The organism is Rhodococcus sp. NPDC077669, from assembly GCF_040686915.1.
Classification (GTDB): domain Bacteria; phylum Actinomycetota; class Actinomycetes; order Mycobacteriales; family Mycobacteriaceae; genus Rhodococcoides; species Rhodococcoides fascians.
In genome coordinates this window covers 40,820-62,993 of sequence record NZ_JBFBMD010000013.1, presented here as the reverse complement: position 1 = coordinate 62,993, position 22,174 = coordinate 40,820, and the positions used below count along the sequence as shown (strand labels likewise).

Genomic DNA, 22,174 nt, shown 5'->3' with positions numbered 1-22,174 from the left:
CTCCTGCGGGTGTAACTGTGTGAGGATCCGAAGCGACATAACGACCGAACATCGACTCCGAGCCCAGGACAGGTAGATATCCCCATGACCGAGCAGCCCGCATGACCGAGCAGCCCGGCGGGGCGAGTATCGGCGCACCGGACGTCGGCCTCTATCTGGACGACGAGCAGGCCGTCGCGGCCGTGTCGCACCCCATCGCGCCCGGCCCCTCCCTGCATCTGGCGTCCCTGCACTCGACCGTGCTCAACACTCACCCCGACGGCACCGTCTCACTCGGTGACGCCACCGACAACGACTCCGAGGCGTACACGCACTTCCTCGACGCGCTCGGCGACGGCGTCACCGGGAGCCGGGGCACCGTCTTTCCCGCCGAACAGCTGACGTCGATGGCGCTGCTGTGCCTGCTCACCGAGGTGGCGTCGTCGATCGATCTGCGCCCCGGCGATCTCGCTGCGGCCGCCACCTACCCGGCCCGCTGGACCGCCGAGCAGGTGTTCGCCCTGCGTGCGGCCATGAACGGGCACGGGTTGGCGCACGTTGCGCTCGTATCGGAAGAGGAGGCGCTGGCCGCCTGGAACTCGTCGATGCGAGCAACCATGGAGAAGAAGGACACTGCCGTCGCCGCGGCTCGTGGTGCAGCGCTTCTGGCTGCCCGGTACCCGGTCGACGCCGTCACCGAACGCCTCGCCGTCGTCGGCGCACCGACCCGCGCCGACCGTCGTCCCCTGTTCACCGCCCCACTGTTCGCCGCCGCGGCGTTCGCAGCGGCGCTGACGGTCGGTGCCGGTGTGATCGCATTGCAGCTCGGCACATCCGCCGACACCCCGGTGCCCACCATCGAGAACGCTCAGGTCGCGCCCCCGACGACGACGTCGGGAATCCGGCCGGGTGGGCCGATCGACTTCCCCACTGCCGTCGTCGAACCGGCAGCCGAACTCGTCCCCGCCGTCCCGCCCGCACCGATCATCACGCCGGAGACCACGACCACGGCTACGGACCCGACCCGAGAGCGACGCTCCGAACGCGACGCGGCCGAGGTCGACACGCGACCCGCCGTCGACCTTCCGGAGGCCACCGAGACCGAGGACCCCACCACGACACCGCCGACCGACGACGAACCGGTCGGACCCGAGCTGCCCGACGACGACACCGCCGAGGACCCGCCGAAGCCCGGCCCCGACGAGAACGCCGGCGAGAACACCCAGGCCGGACGTCTCGCTCCGCCCCAGGGCCAGGCTCCGGCCGGAGCTACGACGGGCGGCACTCCATGAGCGGTGCCGGACATCTCGGAATCACGATCGGAAACACCAGGTCCGTAGCGGTGTATCGCGACTCGACCGCGTTCGAACCCACCGTCGTCGTACTGCCGACGACACTGAGATTCGACGACGACGGCCGCGCCCATCTCGGAGAGCCCGTCGACACGGCACCGTTCACTCGCTTCGTCGATCTGGTCGGCAAACAAGAAGATCTCGAACCCGATGCCGACGCGTATCGCGCCGAGGATCTGATGGCCAACGCCGCGAACTGCCTCGTGAGCATGTTCTCCGAGACGTCCGAATCAGCGTCCACGCCCGTCACGACGATGACGTATCCGACGCGATGGCCCCGCGAGAACATCGCTCTGCTGCGCGACGCCCTCGATCACACCGGTCTCAGCGACGTCGCGCTGGTTCCCGAGGCCAAGGCCGCGAGCGCTTTCGCGCAGCCGAGCCCGGGGGCAGCAGTCACCGTGATCGACATCGGGGCCACCGGCACGGACATCTCGACGTACCCGGGCGGCGGCACCGAGCGCACCACCGCCGTCAGCGGTGACGTGTTCACCGATGCCCTGTTCGATCACGTGGTGACCGATCGCGAACACCTCGACCTGTCCGACGCGGCAGTCCTGGCCTCTCTCACCGGTGTCGTCGCATCCTGCGAGCAGGCGAAACACACGTTGAGCACCGAGGACGTGGCCACGATCGCGGTGGAGCTGCCCGGCGTCTCGGATACGACGGAGGTCACCCGCACCGAGTTCGCCGACCTGATCGCGCCGACGTTGGGCCTGCTCGACGTGCCGACGACCGGCACGGTCGTGCTCACCGGTGGCAGTGCTGCCCTACCGCCGGTGGTCGCGGACATCGGCGAGCGCACCGCAGGCGCACTGCTCGTCGAGCCGCTCGCTGCGGCTCGCGGCGCACTGAACATCGCCGAGATCGAGGACGTCGACGGCAACTCGATGGTGACCGGCGCAGCGCCGGTGGTCACGCGCAACGACGGCACGGACTCTCTCGATACCGACGCGATCCCGGTGGTCGCTCCGCCGCCGCCCCTCGCGTTCTCCGAGGCGATACCGGCGGTGGCACCGGTGTTCGGCCCGTCCCAGCTGCGCTCGGAGCCCATCGTTCCGGCCGGAGATCCCGACGGTTCCGGCCCGGCAACCCAGCAGTACGCCGCAACCGCATTCTCCGGTGCGACGACCGAGAACAAGAAGGAACGCAGCGAGCGCTCGCGTACCGTCACCACGATCATCGCCGGTGCCGGTGCGGGCGTGGTCATCGTTCTCGTCATCGCAGCCCTGAGCGGCGTGTTCAGCAGCGGACCCGCGACGACACCGCCCACCGTCACCGACGCCGGATCACCGGTCACCACCTCCGCGCGGGTGCCCTCGACCGCACCGACCACGACGACCGCACCCGCGGCTGCTCCCGAGGTGGTGCGGGAGCCGACGGCCGAGGAGTACACCCCGCCCCAACCGGCTCCCCTGCCTGCGCCGCCGCCCGCGCCGGAACCGACACCGGCACCACCTCCGGTGGTCACGACACCACCCGTCGCGGTGACCACCACTCCGCAAGCAACGACGCCGACGGAAACGACGACGACCACCACCACCACCACGACTACGACGACCACCTCAGCGACAGTCCCAGCGTCCTGACCAGGGCGAACACTGGTTCAGTTGTGCATGCCCTAGGGTGGGGCGCTGATGCCAAGCACCCGATGAAGGGATTTCATGCGTAACACCGGGGCTCTGCGTACTGCAGTGCTGTGCTCGACGGCTTTCGTACTTCTTGCTTCGTTCTCCGGAACAGCGGCAGCCGAACCTGTGGTTCAGTCGCCCGCCGATCAGCTTCCGCGGGAGCTCGTCGAAGCCGTGCAGCGAGATCTGAAGATCTCACCGCAGGAATACCTCGATCGTGCGGCACGCGCACAGGAGCTGTCGGCCTACGCCTCGGATTTCCGCGCGAGCCGACCCGCCGATTTCGCCGGTGCCTGGATCGGACCCGACGGCAATGCCGTCGTCGCCGTCACGTCTCCGGCTGCGGCGCAGGCCGTTGCCAAGGACGGCTATGCCACCGCGCAGTCGCCGGTGTCCGCGGACGGTCTGGAGAAGTCGCTGGCAGATCTGAACTCGTGGATCGCCGGCCTACCCCGTGAGATCTCGGAGCAGATCAACGGCACAGCCATCGACTTCATCGACAACCAGATCGTGCTGGACGTGGCGAACAGTCCGATCGGCCGGGCGTTGAACCTGCCGACACTGCTCGCCAACATCAAGGTGACGCTCGCGCCCGGTGGCGACAAGCCGGCCGACCCGGCGCCGATGGGCGGCGACACCTACGTCACCACTGCCGGGCCGATCGCCGACGCATCGCCGACCGAGATCAGCATCTGCTCGTTCGGCTTCAACGCCGTCGACGCCGACGGTAGTCCCGTCAATCTGACTGCAGGACACTGCAATCCGAACAAGGCGACCGGGTCCGGTGGAGCGCCGGTGTACCTGCCCGATCCGGCCGACATCGCGCGCAGCTCCCAGATCGGCTCGTTCGATCGCTCGAGCCTGGGAGCACCGGACGGTCTCGACTGGTCGGTCATCGGCCTCGACGCCGCCGGGCAGAAGGCCGGGCTGGACCGCCCCACCGTTCGCGGGGCCAACGGCAGCACCGTCACCGTCACCGGAACGGCATCCCCCGTCATCGGCGCACCCGTCTGCAAATCCGGGCAGTCGTCGTCGTTCACGTGCGGTGTAGTGGCTGCCGATCGCGTCGAGACCCAACTGTTCATGGAGGACGGCACGTCGCGCACCGTACGCGGCTTCGCCAGTACCGCATGCACTTTGGCCGGTGACAGCGGCGGGGCCATCGTCACCGGCACGCTGGCACTCGGCATCACCAGCGGATCCAACAGCGGTGGAGCACCCGACTGCACCGAGGCGAACCTCGCGCTGGCGCAGTTCGGCGGCACCGCCAGCTTGGGCATTCCCATCGATCAGGTCACGCGTGCGACCGGAGCTACCGTCCGAACCGGGTAAGCAGGTACGGCGGAGGCCGCCGACCCCCTATAGTCGTATGCGGAGTGAACGGCATCACATCGTTCGATGCCCGGGGGGAAGGTCGTTATGCGTCGCCGTGCGTGTGCACTATCGGTCACTGCTGTCTCGTTGCTCGTGGCGACGGTGGTGTCTGCACCCACTGCCGTTGCGGCGCCGCCCGAACCGGCGTCACTGGCCGACGCTGTGGCACGCGATCTCGGGCTCAGCCCTCAGCAGTTTCTCGACCGCGCCGACGCAGCGCGCCGCTTGGCCGAGTTCACCGCCGCCGTCGGCCCGGCGGTCCGTGGCAATCTCGACGCGGCCGGGCTGCCGGTCGTCGCGGTCGCCGACGGACCGTCCCACGCGGATATGGTCGAGGCGGCGACGGCGGCCGGATTCGTGATCGACCCGGCTGTATTCGACATCCCGGCCCCCGTCATCGATGCAATCGGTCCGCTCCTCGACCGGGTGCCGTTCGATCCCTCGCTCACCGCTGGGCCCATTCGCGCCAGTTCGTACCTCGGCGGCGACAGCTTTCTCGCCGGTACCCCGGCCGGGGCCGGTCTGCGTTGCTCGTTGGGCTTCAATGCCGTCGATCCGACGCGTGGTGCCGTCAACATCACTGCAGGACACTGTGATCCGGGCGAGTCGAGCACCGGTTCCGCCGTCACGACGGGCGCGTACCCCATGTACGGCAGCCTCGTCGGCTCCAAGTTCGGCTCGTTCTATCGAACCAGCCGGGCGCACAACGACTATGCGCTCATCGACATCGACGACGGCAACACCGGGGAATTCGAGAGCAACGCGATGCGAGTTCCCGGGTCCGGCCCATTGCTGATCACCGGCACGGTGGATCCGGTCGTCGGCGCGCCGGTCTGCAAATCCGGAGCTACCACCGGATTCAGTTGCGGCACAATCCTGTCGACGGGCCAGCACGTCACCATGGGCGGCAATGTCCTGGACCGCAGCTTCTCCACGTCGATCTGCGCGCTGCGCGGCGACAGCGGTGGCCCCATCGTCAGTGGCACGCTCGCCGTGGGCATCGCGAACGCGTCGAACGTGGGCGATCAACCCTCGTGCGAGATCGCGACCGTCGTCAGCATGCTGCAGGGTCAGCGTCCGGAACTGTTCGCGACGCCGATCAACGACATTCTCGCCGAGAACCCGGGCCTGACGGTTCGTACGTCATAGGTCGGCTTCGGGTCAGTTCTGTTGTTCCAGCAGAACCGATCCCGACGGCGTGTCCTCCACGACGGACGGTGTCCCGTCCGATTCGTACACCGCCACCCAGTCCACGTCCACGTTCGCGACGTCGGGTGTTCCCGCCCGGCCGCATTCTCCGACACCCCAGGATTCGAGCTTGGTGCAGGCGCCCGCCTGGGCCTGGATGCCCAACCACATCGGCTTGTCCGGGATGGATGCTCCCAGTGGTGTTCGCGCCCAGACCTTTCCGTTGACCAGATACCTGATCTGCTCGGGGTCCCATTCCACTCCGACGGTCTGCCAGTCGTTGGTGTCCAACTGCAGATTCGCCTGTGAGAAGTGACGGTCTCCTTCTGCACCGCTCCAGTGCAGGAACGACGACATCGTCTGTCTGGTCCCGTCGGCGCTCTCGGCGATGTCGATCTCCGGCGGCCACACCTCGTCGGCGGGCCACAGCAGAATGTGGTAGCTGATCTCGTCGGAGCGGTCCGCACGCAGCCGTACGTCCCACTTGCCGTACCTCTGCGACACAGGCGAATTCGAGACGCCGCCGGTCACCCAGCGGCCGTCCTTCTGCTCGGCGCGCAGCCGCAGTGCGCCACCGGTGACCGAGGCCTGTTCGTACTCCCACCAACTGGCCGGGTCGCCTCCGGGTTGGCCGTAGTACGCACCCCAGTCGTCACCGAGATCGCACCGGTCGAAATCGTCGACGAAGGTCTGCCGCCACCCCGGTAGGTCCTCCCGGGGCACAGCTTCACCCGACATGACGTCGTCCGCCATGGGGTCGCACCGTTCGCTGCTGACCAACTCGGGTTGGGGTCCGGTCGACGGCGCACAGGACACCGTCGTCGCCACGACCAGCAGGGCCACCGACAGGCCGCGAAAGATTCTCACTCCCAGATCGCGATCTGTTGGAACCGCACGATCACGACGACTGCGGCCAGGAGCAACAGCACGATCAGTGTCGCGGAGAGCACCACTGCGCGGTTGATGCGTCCGCCGCCGCCGCGCCCGATCGCACCGTCGGAGGGCACCTCGCGTTCGCGTAGTACCGACGCGACGATCAGCGCCGCGAACAGGGCACCGAATGCGAGGAAGCCGAGCCACAGATCGGTCATTTGAGCACCACCGGTGGGGTGGACGCATTCTGCAGAATGGTCAGGTCGGCGGTTTCGACAACCACGCGATACTCGTCGGATCCGACCAACATGCCCAGCTGTTGGTCGACGACCGATTGCGAATATCCATACTGCAGGTAGATCTGCGCCGACGATTGTCGAGTGGTGAACACGAAGTCGGGGTTCTCCTTTCGAACGCACCCGCTGAGATCGTCGAGGCACTCGAACGATTCCATGGTCGCCACTCTGACGTCGTCGAAGTAGCGTGCGGACACCAGCCCGGCCGCCGTTCCGATGACCATGATTTCCGAGCCCTGCGGAACCGACCGCATCAATGCGTCTCCGTATCGGATCTGATCCTCGTCGGTATGCTCGAACGAGGTGTTCAACCCGCGAGTTGCCGTCAGTATCAAGGCAATTCCGAGGATTGCCGCGGTCGCGGCGACGGTGCGCGACCAGTGCCGCGGCTGGGCCGATCGACCCGTGAACCGTCGAATGATCGCGAAGGTGCGCACCAACGCGTCCGCGGCGTAGGGCGCGATGAACGGCGACGCCAGCACGAAGCACCGGATCACCACCTCACCGCCGTAGCTCTGCACCAATACCAAACCGAAGGGCACCATGCAGAGCAAGCCGCCGATGAGCCACGTCTTGCGTCGGCGGTAGGTCAGCCAACCGGCGAACGCGAACATCAACAGCGCGCCCGACGCCGCCAACCGCAGATACTGCATCTTCTGATACAGAGGATCGGCACCGATCCGGTCGCTGACGCCGCCCTGCACCGCGCCCGATACCTGGCCCACATCGCCGAGCACGTACGCGAGGTGGCCCTTCCAGTAGTCGACGGCTCCGTAACTGAACCAGGCCACGAACAGCGCAACCGCGAACAGCCACAGCAGTCGATACCGCGTGGTTCCGGTGAGCGAGAACAGGAACAGCGCCGCGATCAACACGATGGGCGTCAGCTGGTGAGTGATGACGATCGCCGCGATCAGGACGATCATCAGCGCCTCGATCGCGAGGGTGCGGCCGGCACCGACACCGGGAACCGTGCCCAGAGTTCGCCGCGGCACCGTGACGATCCACCGACGCCACGACCGCGGGGCCGACGGCAGGGGCGCACTGCGCAACTGCCACAGCAGCAAGGCGCAGATGGTCAGGTACAGCATGGTCGCCGTCGGCTGCGGCGCGAAGTAGTCCTGCTGGTACCAGTTGAACGACAGGTAGAGGATCACCGCGATCCACGCCACGCGCCTGCGCCCGGTCAGCGACAGCGCGATCGAGTACAGCGGCAACATGGTCACGCCGCCGTAGAAGAGCGGAGCCCACAGCAGCATCGGAGACAGGTCCGACAGCGCGCCGGCACCCGACATGTGAGCTCCGGCAGAGAAGAATCCGGCCCAACTGAATCGCGCGTCCGACGGCGGTGGCAGACCCTGCAATGACGCGATGATGTCGATCAGCCCGCGATGGGTGTACGCCGTCGGAATCGACGTGACGCCGTCGGCCAACGACACGTACATCGTGGTGAACATGATCAGAGCGAGACCGGCCGCGCCGAGTACCACCGGGTCGAGTCGGGCCCGCGACAGCGCCACGGCGATCACGGCCGCCACGATCGCCAGCGCGACGAGGTAGCTGAAGCCGATGTGGGTGATGACGCCCAACGCCCCGGACGCCTGCGGCCTGAGCACCTTCGTGGCGTGAGCGAACAGCACGACGGCGACGGCCACCGCGCCGAGCAGTGCGTACCGGGTCACCACCGCAGTCCGGTCCGGGCGCGGTCGAGGCACCGCAGGCACCAACGTTCGCGACGCCCACAGTATGAGCGCGGCGGACACCGCACAGATGTAGAGCTGCACCGTCACCGGACGCAGATTCCCGGTGACGACCTCGGCCTGCGCGATGATCAGCATCGTCGCGAACGAAATCGAGACAGTCACCGAACCGACCAGTGCCGGCTGTCGGAGGCGCAGCAGCACCGCGATGGGTGCCCCGGGCAACAGCGTCACGGCGGCGACGACCACGGCTACCCGGAGCCCGTTGGGTACCGCACCCGCGTGATCGGATCCGGCGAGGATGGCCAGCACCGTCGACGCGATGGCGACCGCTGCGGCAGCGAACAGCAGCGCTTGCGCCCCGCGGTAGCTCGAGTCGGGTCGCGTCGGATCGGCTCGACCTACTGCGTCCTCGGGTGCGTCGGTGGTGTCGGTGATCGTCACGAATTGATCCCGGTGCCGCGAACCGTGATGGCCTTGACGTACAGGAACGGCCCGCACAGGTAGCCGTAGAGCTCGGTGAGCTTGAGGTCGCGAGGCATCGGCGGAGCCCCGTCCGCGAAGCGGTTCTCCTCGGGTGCGAGAAGCATGCGGAATGCGGTCGGGAGCCGGCCGAGCAGTGCGCGGGCCGGAGCTCCGCCGTCGAGGAAGAGTTTGGTGACGATGGCGGCCATTCCGCTTCCGTACCCGAACATCTGCTCGCGCAACGCTTCGTGATCGGCTCGATGATGATGGCCGACGACGGCCGTCGGGTCGTAGACGATCGTTCCCCCGCGCAGCACTGCACGTCGGAACAGCTCGAGGTCCTCACCGCCTTTGGTGGGCGTGCCCGGGCCGATCCTCTCGTCGAATCCCGCGAGCGAGTCGAAGGCAGTCTTTCGGAACGACATGTTGTTGCCGCTGCCCATCTCCCCGGCCGTGTAGGGGAACAGTGCTGCGGTGCCGCGTGCACCCAGTTCTTCGTCGATCGATCCGGTCGGCGCGAGGGTCCAGACCGTGCGCGTCGATCCCTTCTCGAACAACCCGGATTCCTCGAACCACTGCTGCTGATCGGTCTCGACCTCGAGTCCGACGACCCGTCCGGTCACCCCGGCCACGACACCGGCTCGATCTGCCGAGTACACCTGCGCCACGGAAGCGAGCCACTGCGAATCCGGTTCGGCGTCGTCGTCGGTGAAAGCGATCACGCGGCCCGACGCGTGCCGGGCACCTGTGTTTCTGGCTCGCGAGACCCCGCGGCGCGGCTCACGCACGACGATGCAGCGGGGATCGTCGATCGACCTCAACGCGTCGTCCACCCGTCCCGACGTGGGTGCGTTGTCCACCACCACGATCTCCACGGCCGGGTAGGACTGCGCGAGCACGGCCTCGACCGTGCCCGACAGCGACGGCCTGCCCACGGTTCCCACGACGACGGTGATGAGGTCGCCGTCGACGAACCGCTCTGCTGCGCGCAGCGGTTCCGGCGACCGCCTGGGTGCGAGGACCCAGCCGGCCCCGGCCAGGGTCGCGGTCGCAGTCGCGGCAAGAACGGCAACTCCGACCCGCTGCGGGGTGCGGCGGCGCGGGACGCCGGGGGCCATGTGGTCGAGCATCAAGAACTCCGATTCGGTACGAGCGTGTGCGTGCGGATGCCCCGACATCCGCACGGCTGGGTTGCGTCGTCGGCTCCGCTGCAGAGCCGATGCGTCACGTCATGTGATGCGCTTCTTCCCGATTGCTGAACTGTAGATGTCGGCGAAACGCTTCGCGCGATGTCGGGAATCGAACTGTCCGACGGCTTGCCCTCGCGCGGCCTCGGTGAGGGTGGCGGCCAGGCCGCGATCGGTCAGCATCCTGCACAACTGCGTGGCCAGCGAGTCGACGTCGCCGGTTCGGGCAACGAGGCCGGTGCGCTCGTGCGAGACGAAATCGACCAGGCCCCCGGTGTCGCTCACCAAGACCGGCACCGCACAGGCCTGTGCCTCGAGGGCGATGAGCCCGAACGGCTCGTCCTGTGACGGGCAGGCCAACACGTCCACGGCACGCAGTGTCGACGCCACCGCGTCGGTGCGGCCGAGGAAACGATGCTTACCGGGCAGCAACCGTTCCGCGGCCTGCTGCAACTCGACGAGATAGCCACCGTCGTCCTCACTGGGCGCGCCGACGATCGCCAGATGCGCGTCGACTCCGGACCGACGCACCCGTGCCACGGCGTCGATCAGCACGTCGAGCTTCTTCTCGCGATCGATCCGGCCGACGGCTGCGATCAGTGGTGCATCGGGGTCGGCAGTCATGCCGGCCCGCAGAGCCGGGTCACCGGCACCCGGCGCGAAGGCCGTGGTGTCGATTCCTTGGTGCACCACGCTCACCCGTCCACGGGCACACGACGGGAGTTGCTGCGCTGCGGCCGTGCTGACGGCCACAGTGTGGGTTGCCGTCGCCGCGATCGCGGCGAGCAGTGCGCGCCCCGGTCCGGCGGGGACGATGTCGTGAAATTCGACGACGACCGGGGTGCGTGCGAGTCGGGACGCGAGCACCGCGTCGGGGTGCAGCAGCAGATGGTTGGAATGCACGACGTCGAAGTCGCGGGCAGCTCGCCGAAGTATCGACACCGTGCGTGCGCTCTTCGGCACCTGCGCCGCGAGCCCGCCGAGGGGATGCAGAGACTTCTCGCCCTGACGATGGATTCCGATGCGTTGCGGCAGGTCGAGTGGAAGGAACGACAGGCCGGCGGCACGCCACCACTGTTCGGTGTCGCTGCCACCGGGCGCACCCAGAGTGACGGTCACGCCCAGGGGCCGCAATGCCAGCGCCACGTTTCGCAGACTGTGATCGGTTCCGCCCACCGATGTCGACAGCGAGACCGCGAGTACCTGCACTTCGCTGACTCCGTCCACAACTCCGGTTTCCTGTCCAATAGTTTGTTTGACTCCACTACATCGTACTCAGAGTTGGCTGGAATACCCATTTGAGTTCATACTGCTTCTGAGGCTTTCATAAACAAGAAGTAAAGCCGTCTATCGGAAGGGACCTACGCGATGAACGTGGTCTTTCCCTCGCACGTCACGGTTCACGAGACCGATGTCGCGCTTGCGGGTAACTGGACCGTGGTGGCTTTCGGTCCTGTCGATCATGGTGGCGTCGACGGCATCCGCCGGGCGCTACGCACGACGATGAGCATCGGCCCGGCCGCGCGAGTGGGCCTACGTCCAGATTCCGGCACCCGTCGCTGGCGATACGATCCCGATGCTCCACTGCACGCCGTCCGGGAAGACTCCGCGATCACCGAGGACGACTACGACACCGCGATGTCGCAGCTACTGGCCACGCACGACCCCGCCGAGCCACTGTCCATCACGGTGCGCGGCGACCACGTGGTGTTCTACATGGATCACGGGCTCGGCGACGGTCAGATGATCATCAACCTCTCCCACACACTCGCTGATGCCGACGCTCGCAACGGCATCGTGCCCGGCTGGGCAACGGCAGCGCAGACGCGTCACCCGCTCGCCGTAGCAGCGATGCGCTGTTTCGGAACCGATCCCGGGCGAGTTGCGCAGCTACTGCGCTCGCGCGTTCTCCCGGGTATCAGCGTGTGCGGGCGCAAGCATGCAGGCGGCGGGTCGGCCGGTCACGGGTCGGCACAGACGGCATCTACACAGGCGGCACCGACCGCAGCAGGCTCACCCGTCGAGGTAGTGGCCGCGGCCGCCACGATCGAGTGCACCCGAGAACTGGCGAGGTGGCGAGACGAACACCGACCCGGCCAGTCGATCTCGATCCTGTTCTTCGCCGCCCTCGATGCCGCACTGCGCGCCGAAGGACTGGCCGTCGACGATGTCGCCAAAGTGCTGTTCGACGTCCGCCGGTACCTACCACCCGAGCTGACCACCCTTGCGAACCTGTCGGCCGGTATCGACGTCTACCTTCCCGACACGACCGACACCGTTCTCCTGTCCCGCCAATGGCGACGAATCATCGACTGCGGGCACCCGATCGCAAACCTGATGCTGGTCGCACTTCGCTCGAAACTGGCCAGGTTGCGCTCCGCCCGCGCGACCGACACCCTGCCGCCCACCGCACCCGACACCATCCGTCTGGCCTTGTCCGACATGGGCCGGCATGCCCGATTGAACGACATCGCCTTCGTCGGCGAGACACAGGGTTCGTACCGAGTCATGGTGGCACCCGCGAGCCACGGACACATCACCCTGACGACCGCACGGCTACGCGACTCCATTCGCGTCGCCGCGTCGTTCCACTCGCACGTCGTCGATGCCGACACCATCCGACGGGCACTACGCGCCGCCTGCTCGACGCCCATCGCATTCCTCGAAGACGACGCATCGACCGCAGCCGTCGCCACGAATCCTGCTGCCTGACAACACAAAAGAACCCACGACCTCGACGGGATCGTGGGTTCTTTCGAAGAATGCGCTGTGACTACTTGGCCCAGACCGAAGTTCCGGGAGCAGCGTTCAACGTGTTGAGCAGATCGATTCCGGCAACGACCAAGCCGGGCCCGCCGACAGCGATGGTGCCGATGATTCCACCTGCTCCCGCACCGGTCACCAAGCCGGGGATGCAGCCTGCGGGGAGAGTCACAATGCAACCGATCACCGCACCGATTGCGGAACCGGTCAGGGTTCCAATCGCGGTAGCAATTCCGAGCTGCGACGAGAAGTTCTGCTGCGCCTTGAGGTTTTCCTCGGGCGAGGCGACCGTCGTCGCGCCGATGCTGCGCGAGTTGGCCGAGGCCTTGGAGAGGTCGAGCTGCGGCACCAGACGCAGGGTCTTACCGTTGTCGTCGACGTTCTGCTCGTACGGGAAGTTCAGTCCGCCGAGGTTGAACGACAGCGGGAGGGTGACGAGTGTGTTGTCGGCGGCGTCGAGCACGTCGACGGTCTTGCCGTCGTCGGCAACCTTGAAGACGCCCGCATCGATGGTGGTGACGATGGTGCGGTCTTCGAGCTCGACGGAGTAGTTCGTGTCGGGGGTCGTGGCGCTGGTGTCGGGCTGCGCGTAGGCGGTTCCGCTGGCCAGACCCGTAGCAACTGCTACGAGAGCCGAGGTGACGACCAGTTTGCTGAGTTTCATGTGGTGTTGTGTTCCGTTTCTGTGCATGTGCTGCAGTGCTTTTGGCGGCAAACCGTCGAACGCGACATCACCCCGAATGACGTCCTCGCACCTCTGGTCCACAGGCAGTGTAAACCATCAATCAGACCGGTCGTTGTGCTACCGACCCTTTACCGTGTCCGAAAAGTTATGAACAATCACAACGCCCAAATCGGACAGAAAGACCGCACTTTTGTTCGGTTTCGCGGGACTTGTCTTCCACGGCGCAGCCGGCGGCAAACCTCGGACATCGGGCCGATTCGGCCGGGTTAGGTCTGCCTTCTCGCAGGAGTCACAAGCCCGTACGCCTAACGTGATGCGGGCGACAACCTACTGACGAGTTCAGCCCACCCGTCGGACGGTCTCGTGCGCACAACCACCAGCGTCGCTCCATGCGATTCTGACCTAAGTTACCCGTCGGTAGATTTCGCAATCTACTGGTAGGTAACATCGCTGTATTCCTCTCGACGGGCTGGACCCGCGGTAGCTGCTCCAGCTGCCACTGAACGAAAGGCCGCGACATGAATGCCGTAACGCTCTCATTCGGCTTCGTAGGTGCCGTCATCAGCATCTACTGCTGGTACATCTTCATCCGCGGCGCGCTGAGGATGTTCGGAATCGTTCGGTTGGGCCAGCCCGCACCTGATCGCTGGCGACCGATAGTGCCTCGCTTCAAGCAGATGGTGATCGAGTTCGCTGCTCACACCAAGATGGTCAAGTTCCGCACCGTCGGCTGGGCGCACTGGTTGGTGATGTTCGGCTTCTTGGGCGGCGCAGTTGTGGCCATGGAAGCGAACATCCAGACGTTCAACCCCGAAGGTCACTGGCCGATCTTCGGCGACTGGGCCGTCTACCACCTCATGGACGAGGTTCTTGGCATCGGAACCGTTATCGGGATCGTTGCCCTGATCGCAATTCGGCAGCTGAACCACCCACGCAACCCCGATCGACAGTCTCGCTTCGCCGGATCCAACTTCAAGGCCGCGTACTTCGTCGAAGCCATCGTCCTTGTCGAGGGCCTGGGCATGATCCTGGTCAAGGCCGGCAAGATCGCCACGTACGGCCACGCGAACCAGTACACCGACTTCTTCACCATGCAGGTCGCCAAACTGCTGCCCGCAAGCCCGGAGATGGTGTCCGCATTCGCGTTCGTCAAGCTGATGTCGGCAATGGTGTGGCTTTACGTCGTTGGCAGCAAAATCAATTGGGGTGTCGCGTGGCACCGTTTCACGGCGTTCCCCAATATCTACTTCAAGCGCATGGACGACGGCACCGTCGCCCTCGGCCCGGCCAAGCCGATGATGTCCGGCGGCAAGGTCCTCGAGATGGAAGAGGCCGACCCCGACGTCGACGCCTTCGGCGCAGGCAAGATCGAGGACTTCAGCTGGAAGGGCTGGCTCGACTTCACCACCTGCACCGAATGCGGTCGCTGCCAGTCGCAGTGCCCCGCCTGGAACACCGGCAAGCCCCTCTCCCCCAAGCTGCTGATCATGTCGCTGCGCGATCACAGCCACGCCAAGGCCCCGTACCTGCTGGCCGGCGGCAAGAAGGACATGGCGGGCGACGAGGTCGGACTCATCGATGCCGAGGGCAACGTCGACCAGAAGGCCCTCGACGCCATTCCGCAGAATGCGCGTGACGAAGCCGATCGCAAGCTCGTCGCCGACGCCATCGAAGGCGGCATCATCGATCCCGAGGTGCTGTGGAGCTGCACCACCTGCGGTGCGTGCGTCGAGCAGTGCCCGGTGGACATCGAACACGTCGACCACATCATCGACATGCGTCGCTACCAGGTGCTGATCGAGTCCGAGTTCCCGTCCGAGCTCGCCGGCTTGTTCAAGAACCTGGAGAACAAGGGCAACCCGTGGGGCCAGAACTCCAAGGACCGCCTCAACTGGATCAACGAGATGGACTTCGACATCCCGGTCTTCGGCCAGGACACCGATTCGTTCCAGGACTACGAGTACCTCTTCTGGGTCGGCTGCGCCGGTGCCTACGAGGACCGCGCCAAGAAGACCACCAAGGCCGTCGCCGAACTGCTCGCCACCGCAGGCGTGAAGTTCATGGTGCTGGGCGCGGACGAGACCTGCACCGGCGACTCCGCCCGCCGCGCAGGCAACGAGTTCCTGTTCCAGCAGCTCGCGATGCAGAACATCGAAACACTGAACAACGTGTTCGACGGCGTCGAGCAGAGCAAGCGCAAGATCGTCGTCACCTGCGCCCACTGCTTCAACGCACTCGGCAACGAGTACCCGCAGGTCGGCGGTGACTACGAGGTGGTCCACCACACGCAGCTGCTCAACCGTCTCGTGCGGCAGAAGAAGCTGATCCCGGTGGCCTCGGTCAGCCAGGACATCACCTACCACGATCCGTGCTACCTCGGCCGGCACAACAAGGTGTACGACGCCCCGCGTGAGCTCATGGCCGCGTCGGGCTCCAACCTCAAGGAGATGCCCCGTCACGGTGAGCGGTCCATGTGCTGTGGCGCCGGTGGCGCTCGTATGTGGATGGAAGAGAACATCGGCAAGCGCATCAACATCGACCGGGTCGACGAGGCACTTGCCACCAACCCCAAGAAGATCGCCACGGGTTGCCCGTTCTGCCGCGTCATGCTCACCGACGGTGTCACCGCACGGCAGGAAGGCGGCGCACACGAGGGCGTCGAGGTTGTCGACGTCGCGCAGCTGATGCTCGAGTCGATCACCCGAGTCGAGTCCTCGGTGCTGGCCGAGAACATCAAGGTCATCCCCCGCGAGCAGACTCCCGAAGAGAAGCTGGCCACCGAAAAGGTCGCAGCCGTCGAGGAGAAGGGGCGCGTCGAGGAGATCGAGGTCGCAGCCGAAGGCGGCGATCCCGAAGCCGAGACGAAGAAGGCGCAGCCGGCCAAGGCTGCTGGTGGCCTGAAGATGAAGGGACTTGCGAAAGCTCCCGGAGCCAAGGCACCCGGTTCTGCGCCCGCCAACGCCGAAGCCGACAAGACGTCGGGGCACTCGGCCGATACTGCCGCGGACGCATCGAAGCCCAAGGGCCTCGGTTTGGCCGGCGGCAAGGCACCCGGTGGCAAGGGTCTGCAGATGAAGGGCAAGGCACCCGGCGCGAAGGCGGCTGCCCCGGCACCTGCCGACGCTCCCTCGGCAACCGAAGCACCTGCTCCCGCAGAGGCCACCGAGTCGACTCCAACCGTCAAGCCCAAGGGCCTGGCCGTGAAGTCCGGATTCAAGAAGCCCGGCGCGAAGGCACCCGGCAAGCCCGCCGATGCTGCTCCTGCGGCGTCGACACCCGCCCCGGAAGCGGCCGATGATGCAGCGGAATCACCTTTTGCTGCAACTGAATCCGTAGCCACAGAATCCAAGCCGACCGTCCAGCCCAAGGGTCTGGCCGTGAAGTCCGGATTCAAGAAGCCGGGAGCCAAGGCACCGGGCAAGCCTGCTACCGAAGCCCCTGCGTCCGAGGCTCCTACTGCTGAGGCACCTACTGCTGAAGCACCGGCTGCCGAGGCAACGGCGTCCGAGGCACCCGCCACCGAAGCTGCTGCAACCGAATCCGTAGCAGCAGAGTCCAAGCCGACCGTCCAGCCCAAGGGTCTGGCCGTGAAGTCCGGATTCAAGAAGCCGGGCGCGCGGACACCGGGTGCGACCGCCGCTGCACCTGCGGCGACACCAGCCGAGCCGGCTGCAGCAGAGCCCGAAAAGGCCGAGCCGACACCGGAAGCAGAGGCACCGGTCACCGAAGCACCTGTCACCGAAGCCCCAGAGGCCGAGGTACCGGAAACAGAGGCTCCGAAGGCAGAAGCGTCGGACACTGCGGCCGAGACCACATCCAACGGTTCGGATGATCGCACTCCGCCCAAGCCGAAGGCCGGTGGACTCGGATTCGCTCCGGGTGCAAAGGTTCCGGGTCGCCGGAAGTAACCTCACACCCTTTCTACCGACTGCGCGCCCCTGCTCACTTCAGAGCAGGGGCGCGCAGTCGTCGGTAGGGGTGTGAAGTCCCTGCTGGACCCCCGCGGCGGTGGACGAATCGGACATCGTGAGTATGGTCGGAACCGAACTGCATACCCGAAGAAGTAGGAGCACGCATGACCGACGACGCGGACAAGCTCTTTCGCCGCTACGACGAGTGGTGGACGGCGCTCTCGCCCGACGATCGAGCGCATGTCGAGAAGTGCTGCGAATCCGGCCGCACCGACGAGCGCCTCTGTGCATTGGTGATCGAGCACAACGGCCCGTCGAAGGCGGCGTTCGAGGCGGGCAGCAAACTGTCCGTCGGCAACAGCAAGTACTGCGCGATCCCCAGCGCGCTGCTCGAATTTCTCGAGGCGAAGCGCGCACACCCACCACTCAGCTAGACGGTCGCCACAGCTCCAGTTCGGGGATTCCGGGTGGGGTGAATCCCATGACCTGACCGTAGAACGACAGTTCCGATTCTCGTGCGTTCACCTGTGTTTCGAGTTTGCGGAATCCGTGGGACTCACCGGCGTACGTGAGGTAGGCGTGCGGTATCCCCTTCTCCACCATCGCGTCTCGGAAACGCTCGGCCTGTGAGGGCGGCACGATGGGATCGTCGAGACCCTGCAGCAGCAGTACCGGGCACGAGAGTCCGTCGACGTTGTTCACCGGCGCGCGGGTGCGATACAGATCGAGGGCCTCGGGCAGCGGCCCGATGAGCCCGTCGATGTAGCGGGACTCGAAATCGTGCGTCTCGGCAACGAACAACTCCAGTTCGGCGACGCCGAAGTACGAAGCACCGCAGGCAAATACGTCGGACGACGTGAGCGCGGCCAACACCGTCCAGCCACCTGCCGAACCACCTTCGATGGCCAGCCGGTTCGCGTCGGCGAGGCCGGCGTCGGCCAATCCACGGACCGCGGCGATGGTGTCTTCGACGTCGACCACGCCCCACTGCCCACGCAACCGGTTACGGTATTCGCGCCCGTAACCACTGGACCCGCCGTAGTTCACATCGACGACGCCGATGCCGCGGCTGGTGAAGTACGCGAACACCGGGTTCAACGCCGGCGCCACGTGTGCCGTAGGACCGCCGTGCACGAACGCGACGTACGGCGGTAGTTCGCCGTCGAGCCCCTCGTAGGACGGGTTACGTGGTGCGTACGCGATGGCATGCACTTCGCGATCCGGTCCCTGGAAGGTGACCTGACGCCCCGCGGGCAGGTATTCGACATCCGGTATCGACTCGAAACTCGAACGCACACTGCGTAATTCGCGGGTGGCCAGGTCGACTGCGAACAGTCCCGACGGCACCTGAGCGCCGCCGCCCCGGAGCAGAACTGTTGATCCGAGCCGTCCCCCGAGCCCCACCGAAGTCACTCCGTCGAGTTCGATGTCGTCGAGGGTGCCGGTGGCGGGGTCGAGAACGGCGAGCGTATCGGTCCCGACGGTGCGAACGGTCAGCAGCCTGCCGTCGTCGAGAACGTCGTACCAGCGGGCTCCGAGTTGCCAGAGCGGGGCACCGAAGTCTGCATCGAGGGTCGACACCGGCGTCGCTGCGCCGTCCAGCGTGACCGAATACAGGTTCCACCAACCACTTCGGTCGCTGATGACGTACAGCGACTCGTCGTCGATCCATTCCGGCTGCAACACCGATTCCTCGGTCGAACCCGCCAATACAGTCCACGACGAAGGATCCGCCAGCGATGCGACCCGCAGTTCTGTTCCGTCCCAGGGCATCTGCGGGTGGTTCCAGGCGATCCACGCGATGCGGCTGCCGTCGGGTGAAAGCCTGGGGAAGGCAAGGAAATTCGATCCCGAGACCAGTGAGCGCACTCCGCCGCCGCCGAGATCGATCGCGACGATGTCTCGGGTGACGGCTCCGGCGTCGTGGGTCTCGCGGACGGCGATCACGTCGGTACCGACCACCGACAGCTCCCCGTACCGAATGCTCGACGCCACAGCCGGGGCCGGGGTGAGCGGTAGTGGTGCGTCGCCGGGGGTGAGTCGGTAGATGCGCTGATCGGAGAATTCCGCGAACACCAGATCGCCGTTCGGCGTTGCCGTCCATGCGCCGCCGCCGTATTCGTGAACGCGGGTGCGGGCATTGAACGGTGCCGGCAGGATCGCCTCGACCTGTCCGTCGACGTGGCGGCAGATCGCGGTTCGGCCCTGTTCGGTGGGCCGCACCTCGGACCACCAGATCTCGTGTCCGACGAATCGTCCACCCTCGACGGGGTGGCCGGCCGACGACAGGTCGGCTGCGGTGATGGGCGAGGGCCAGGATCCGTACGCGAGAGCGGTCACCTGCTCCACCCTAGTGAACTCCACACGCACGTAACGCGCTGTTCATCGCACCTTCAACCGCGACACAGATGATGGTGGGACGCAGCACGAGGGAGAGATCATGCGCCGGACCACCACCCACTCCGTCGACCACGAGATTCTGACGTTCGGTCGTACCTGGCATGGGTACGGCGGCGGCAGTGCCGAGGACATCTACGTGGCGTTCGGGGTCGATGCGTCCACCTACTTCCGGCGACTCGAGCGCCTCCTCGAATCCCCGGTGGCCGACGACCTGACTGCGAGCGAACGAGCCGCGATGCTCGACATCTGCCGGCACCGCACCGACGGTCAGGGCTAGACCGGAGTCAGCAGCTCGGGGCTGTTGTTCTTCACACTGTTCACCGCGGTACTCACCTCGTAGGGCTCGAGCCGTGGCTCCGGTATCGCGGCCAGCAGCTCGGACACCTCGCTCAGGTCCGTCAGCGTCGGATCCAGCCAACTCGCCCGCAGCTCCGGGGGCAGCACAACCGGTGATCGATCGTGGATGTGCCCGAGGGCGTCCGCAGCAGGCGAGGTGAGCACGGTGGCCGACCAGACCCAGCGGTCCTCGTCGTCGTCGGCCTTGGTGGGGTCTCGCCACAGTTCGTACAGACCCGCCATCGCCAGCACGCCCTGCTCGTGCAGGAAATACGGCACTTTGGCACCGTCGCGCTTCTCCCACTCGTAGTACCCGTCGGCCGGAATGATGCAGCGCCGACGGCTTGCGGCCTTCTTGAACGACGGCTTCTCGGTGATCGTCTCGGACCTGGCGTTGATGAGCCGGGACCCGATCTTCGCGTCCTTCGCCCACGACGGAATCAATCCCCATCGCACCGAACGCAATTGGCGCACGGCGTCGGACTCGGGTTCGTCCTTGGGCGCGCGTTCGAGCACCGTCCTGATGGTCTGGGTCGGGGCCACGTTGTACGACGGCGGCACCTCGTCGCCCACAGTCTCGGCGATCTCGAAGACCGCCTGCAGGTCGCTGTCACTCCGGGTACTGGCATACCGTCCGCACATGGAACGAGATTGTTCCACCTGCCACCGACACGGCCCAGTGAAACGGCGGTGCCCGAACGACAACCTCGTGGATTCCCACGGCACTCACCTGGCACGATGTGACGGGTGAGCACTCCGCAGATCCACCCACAGCCGCGTTATCGCACGTTGCAGCAGTCGACCAAGCTGCAGAACGTGCTGTACGAGATCCGCGGACCGGTACACGCGCATGCTGCCCGGCTCGAGGCCGAGGGCCATCGCATCCTGAAGCTGAACATCGGTAATCCGGCCCCGTTCGGCTTCGAGGCTCCGGACGTGATCGTGCGAGACATGATCGCGGCGCTCCCGGTGGCCCAGGGCTACTCGGAGTCGAAGGGCATCCTGTCGGCTCGACGTGCCATCGTCACGCGCTACGAACTCGAACCGGGTTTCCCCGATCTCGACGTCGACGACATCTACCTCGGTAACGGCGTCTCCGAGCTCATCACGATGACGATGCAGGCATTGTTGGACGACGGCGACGAGGTCTTGATCCCGGCTCCGGACTACCCGTTGTGGACGGCGATGACGACGCTGTCCGGCGGCAAGGCGGTGCACTACATCTGCGACGAGGAGAACGGGTGGAATCCCGATCTCGCCGACATCGAGTCGAAGATCACCCCGAAGACCGTCGCGCTGCTGGTGATCAATCCCAACAATCCGACGGGTGCGGTGTACTCCAAGGAGGTCCTGCAGGGCATCGTCGATCTGGCGCGCAAGCATCAGCTGCTGTTGCTCGCCGACGAGATCTACGACCGGATTCTCTACGACGACGCCGAGCACACCTCACTGGCGAGCCTGGCTCCGGATCTGCTGTGCCTGACGTACAACGGTCTGTCCAAGGCGTATCGCGTGGCCGGCTACCGTGCCGGATGGCTCGCGATCACCGGCCCGAAGAAGCACGCCGCGGGGTTCATCGAAGGCATCGACCTGCTCGCGTCGACGCGTCTGTGTCCCAATGTGCCTGCCCAGCACGCCATTCAGGTTGCTCTGGGTGGGTATCAGAGCATCGAGGATCTGATCCTGCCCGGCGGGCGGCTGCTCGAACAGCGCGATGTCGCGTGGGAGAAGCTCAACGCCATTCACGGGGTCTCGTGCGTCAAGCCGCGCGGTGCGCTGTACGCATTCCCGCGACTCGATCCCGAGGTGCACGAGATCTACGACGACGAGAAGCTCGTACAGGACTTGCTGTTGCAGGAGAAGATCCTGGTTGTGCAGGGCACCGGATTCAACTGGCCCGGGCACGATCACGTGCGGATCGTGACGCTGCCGTGGGCCCGCGATCTGGCCGTCGCGATCGAGAGGTTCGGCAACTTCCTGTCCTCGTACAAACAGTGAGACTCGAAGTTACCGACAAGTAGTTGAAAGTGATGG

17 protein-coding genes are annotated in these 22,174 nt (G+C 66.0%); 9 read left to right on the top strand and 8 right to left on the bottom strand.

All coding sequences use genetic code 11. The features are described from left to right. Nucleotides 1-101 precede the first annotated feature (101 nt). The 4 genes from AB0P23_RS16090 (at nucleotide 102) to AB0P23_RS16075 (ending at nucleotide 5,485) form a co-directional block, all read left to right on the top strand. A complete protein-coding gene (locus AB0P23_RS16090) occupies nucleotides 102-1,271 on the top strand; it encodes a hypothetical protein (protein WP_032399220.1) in 1,170 nt (389 codons plus the stop codon). After that, on the top strand, nucleotides 1,268-2,920 hold the full coding sequence (locus AB0P23_RS16085; RefSeq protein WP_032399219.1) for a hypothetical protein: 1,653 nt from the start codon (nucleotides 1,268-1,270) through the stop codon (nucleotides 2,918-2,920). Before AB0P23_RS16090 ends, AB0P23_RS16085 begins: the two co-directional genes overlap by 4 nt. Before the next feature lie 75 nt (nucleotides 2,921-2,995). Next, nucleotides 2,996-4,294: a S1 family peptidase gene (locus AB0P23_RS16080; RefSeq protein WP_032399218.1), complete on the top strand. Its 1,299-nt coding sequence runs from the start codon at nucleotides 2,996-2,998 to the stop codon at nucleotides 4,292-4,294. A gap of 147 nt (nucleotides 4,295-4,441) precedes the next feature. Further along, the gene (locus AB0P23_RS16075) at nucleotides 4,442-5,485 is read left to right on the top strand and encodes a S1 family peptidase (protein ID WP_206497709.1); all 1,044 of its coding nucleotides are present in this window, start codon (nucleotides 4,442-4,444) and stop codon (nucleotides 5,483-5,485) included. A 12-nt stretch (nucleotides 5,486-5,497) separates the two neighbouring features. On the opposite strand, the gene AB0P23_RS16070 is transcribed toward AB0P23_RS16075, so the two are convergent. The 5 genes from AB0P23_RS16070 to AB0P23_RS16050 form a co-directional block, all read right to left on the bottom strand. Further along, entirely contained in the window at nucleotides 5,498-6,391 is an 894-nt protein-coding gene (locus AB0P23_RS16070) for a glycoside hydrolase family 16 protein (protein WP_052061258.1), read from the bottom strand. Beyond that, nucleotides 6,388-6,615, bottom strand: a complete 228-nt coding sequence (locus AB0P23_RS16065; protein ID WP_032399216.1) for a hypothetical protein — start codon at nucleotides 6,613-6,615, stop codon at nucleotides 6,388-6,390. The genes AB0P23_RS16070 and AB0P23_RS16065 overlap by 4 nt, the downstream gene beginning before the upstream one ends. Further along, entirely contained in the window at nucleotides 6,612-8,837 is a 2,226-nt protein-coding gene (locus tag AB0P23_RS16060; protein ID WP_032399215.1) for a hypothetical protein, read from the bottom strand. The genes AB0P23_RS16065 and AB0P23_RS16060 overlap by 4 nt, the downstream gene beginning before the upstream one ends. Beyond that, complete coding sequence (locus AB0P23_RS16055) at nucleotides 8,834-9,976, bottom strand: glycosyltransferase (protein ID WP_206497712.1); 1,143 nt, start codon at nucleotides 9,974-9,976, stop codon at nucleotides 8,834-8,836. Before AB0P23_RS16055 ends, AB0P23_RS16060 begins: the two co-directional genes overlap by 4 nt. Nucleotides 9,977-10,087: 111 nt before the next feature. After that, a complete protein-coding gene (locus AB0P23_RS16050; protein WP_363798210.1) occupies nucleotides 10,088-11,272 on the bottom strand; it encodes a glycosyltransferase family 4 protein in 1,185 nt (394 codons plus the stop codon). A gap of 141 nt (nucleotides 11,273-11,413) precedes the next feature. On the opposite strand from AB0P23_RS16050, the gene AB0P23_RS16045 reads away from it, so the two are divergent. Next, nucleotides 11,414-12,757 carry a hypothetical protein gene (locus tag AB0P23_RS16045; RefSeq protein ID WP_288124148.1) on the top strand — a complete coding sequence of 448 codons (1,344 nt, stop codon included), beginning with the start codon at nucleotides 11,414-11,416 and terminating at the stop codon, nucleotides 12,755-12,757. 61 nt (nucleotides 12,758-12,818) lie between these two features. Here AB0P23_RS16045 and AB0P23_RS16040 read toward each other — a convergent pair whose 3' ends face one another. Beyond that, on the bottom strand, nucleotides 12,819-13,472 hold the full coding sequence (locus AB0P23_RS16040; RefSeq protein ID WP_057473924.1) for a hypothetical protein: 654 nt from the start codon (nucleotides 13,470-13,472) through the stop codon (nucleotides 12,819-12,821). A gap of 539 nt (nucleotides 13,473-14,011) precedes the next feature. On the opposite strand from AB0P23_RS16040, the gene AB0P23_RS16035 reads away from it, so the two are divergent. Next, complete coding sequence (locus tag AB0P23_RS16035) at nucleotides 14,012-17,401, top strand: heterodisulfide reductase-related iron-sulfur binding cluster (RefSeq protein ID WP_363798207.1); 3,390 nt, start codon at nucleotides 14,012-14,014, stop codon at nucleotides 17,399-17,401. 167 nt (nucleotides 17,402-17,568) lie between these two features. Beyond that, nucleotides 17,569-17,838 (top strand): hypothetical protein, encoded by a 270-nt coding sequence (locus tag AB0P23_RS16030; protein ID WP_027495639.1) that lies wholly within the window; start codon nucleotides 17,569-17,571, stop codon nucleotides 17,836-17,838. On the opposite strand, the gene AB0P23_RS16025 is transcribed toward AB0P23_RS16030, so the two are convergent. Further along, nucleotides 17,831-19,744 carry a prolyl oligopeptidase family serine peptidase gene (locus AB0P23_RS16025; RefSeq protein WP_363798205.1) on the bottom strand — a complete coding sequence of 638 codons (1,914 nt, stop codon included), beginning with the start codon at nucleotides 19,742-19,744 and terminating at the stop codon, nucleotides 17,831-17,833. The two genes, AB0P23_RS16030 and AB0P23_RS16025, sit on opposite strands and share 8 nt — an antisense overlap. 100 nt (nucleotides 19,745-19,844) lie before the next feature. Between AB0P23_RS16025 and AB0P23_RS16020 the strand changes: the two genes are divergently transcribed. Then, a complete protein-coding gene (locus AB0P23_RS16020) occupies nucleotides 19,845-20,081 on the top strand; it encodes a DUF3263 domain-containing protein (protein WP_363798202.1) in 237 nt (78 codons plus the stop codon). Here AB0P23_RS16020 and AB0P23_RS16015 read toward each other — a convergent pair. Beyond that, nucleotides 20,078-20,782, bottom strand: coding sequence for an SOS response-associated peptidase (locus AB0P23_RS16015; protein ID WP_057473574.1), 705 nt, complete (start codon nucleotides 20,780-20,782; stop codon nucleotides 20,078-20,080). The genes AB0P23_RS16020 and AB0P23_RS16015 overlap by 4 nt on opposite strands. Before the next feature lie 105 nt (nucleotides 20,783-20,887). On the opposite strand from AB0P23_RS16015, the gene AB0P23_RS16010 reads away from it, so the two are divergent. Continuing rightward, nucleotides 20,888-22,138 carry a pyridoxal phosphate-dependent aminotransferase gene (locus AB0P23_RS16010; RefSeq protein WP_222059608.1) on the top strand — a complete coding sequence of 417 codons (1,251 nt, stop codon included), beginning with the start codon at nucleotides 20,888-20,890 and terminating at the stop codon, nucleotides 22,136-22,138. The last annotated feature ends 36 nt before the right edge of the window (nucleotides 22,139-22,174 follow it).

Bases quoted from the DNA above. Each gene is read 5' to 3' on its own strand.
- AB0P23_RS16045 (WP_288124148.1), top strand. From the start codon at position 11,414: ATGAACGTGGTCTTTCCCTCGCACGTCACGGTTCACGAGACCGATGTC.
- AB0P23_RS16020 (WP_363798202.1), top strand. From the start codon at position 19,845: ATGCGCCGGACCACCACCCACTCCGTCGACCACGAGATTCTGACGTTC.
- AB0P23_RS16080 (WP_032399218.1), top strand. From the start codon at position 2,996: ATGCGTAACACCGGGGCTCTGCGTACTGCAGTGCTGTGCTCGACGGCT.
- AB0P23_RS16040 (WP_057473924.1), bottom strand. From the start codon at position 13,472: ATGAAACTCAGCAAACTGGTCGTCACCTCGGCTCTCGTAGCAGTTGCT.
- AB0P23_RS16055 (WP_206497712.1), bottom strand. From the start codon at position 9,976: ATGGCCCCCGGCGTCCCGCGCCGCCGCACCCCGCAGCGGGTCGGAGTT.
- AB0P23_RS16030 (WP_027495639.1), top strand. From the start codon at position 17,569: ATGACCGACGACGCGGACAAGCTCTTTCGCCGCTACGACGAGTGGTGG.
- AB0P23_RS16085 (WP_032399219.1), top strand. From the start codon at position 1,268: ATGAGCGGTGCCGGACATCTCGGAATCACGATCGGAAACACCAGGTCC.
- AB0P23_RS16090 (WP_032399220.1), top strand. From the start codon at position 102: ATGACCGAGCAGCCCGGCGGGGCGAGTATCGGCGCACCGGACGTCGGC.
- AB0P23_RS16015 (WP_057473574.1), bottom strand. From the start codon at position 20,782: ATGTGCGGACGGTATGCCAGTACCCGGAGTGACAGCGACCTGCAGGCG.
- AB0P23_RS16035 (WP_363798207.1), top strand. From the start codon at position 14,012: ATGAATGCCGTAACGCTCTCATTCGGCTTCGTAGGTGCCGTCATCAGC.
- AB0P23_RS16065 (WP_032399216.1), bottom strand. From the start codon at position 6,615: ATGACCGATCTGTGGCTCGGCTTCCTCGCATTCGGTGCCCTGTTCGCG.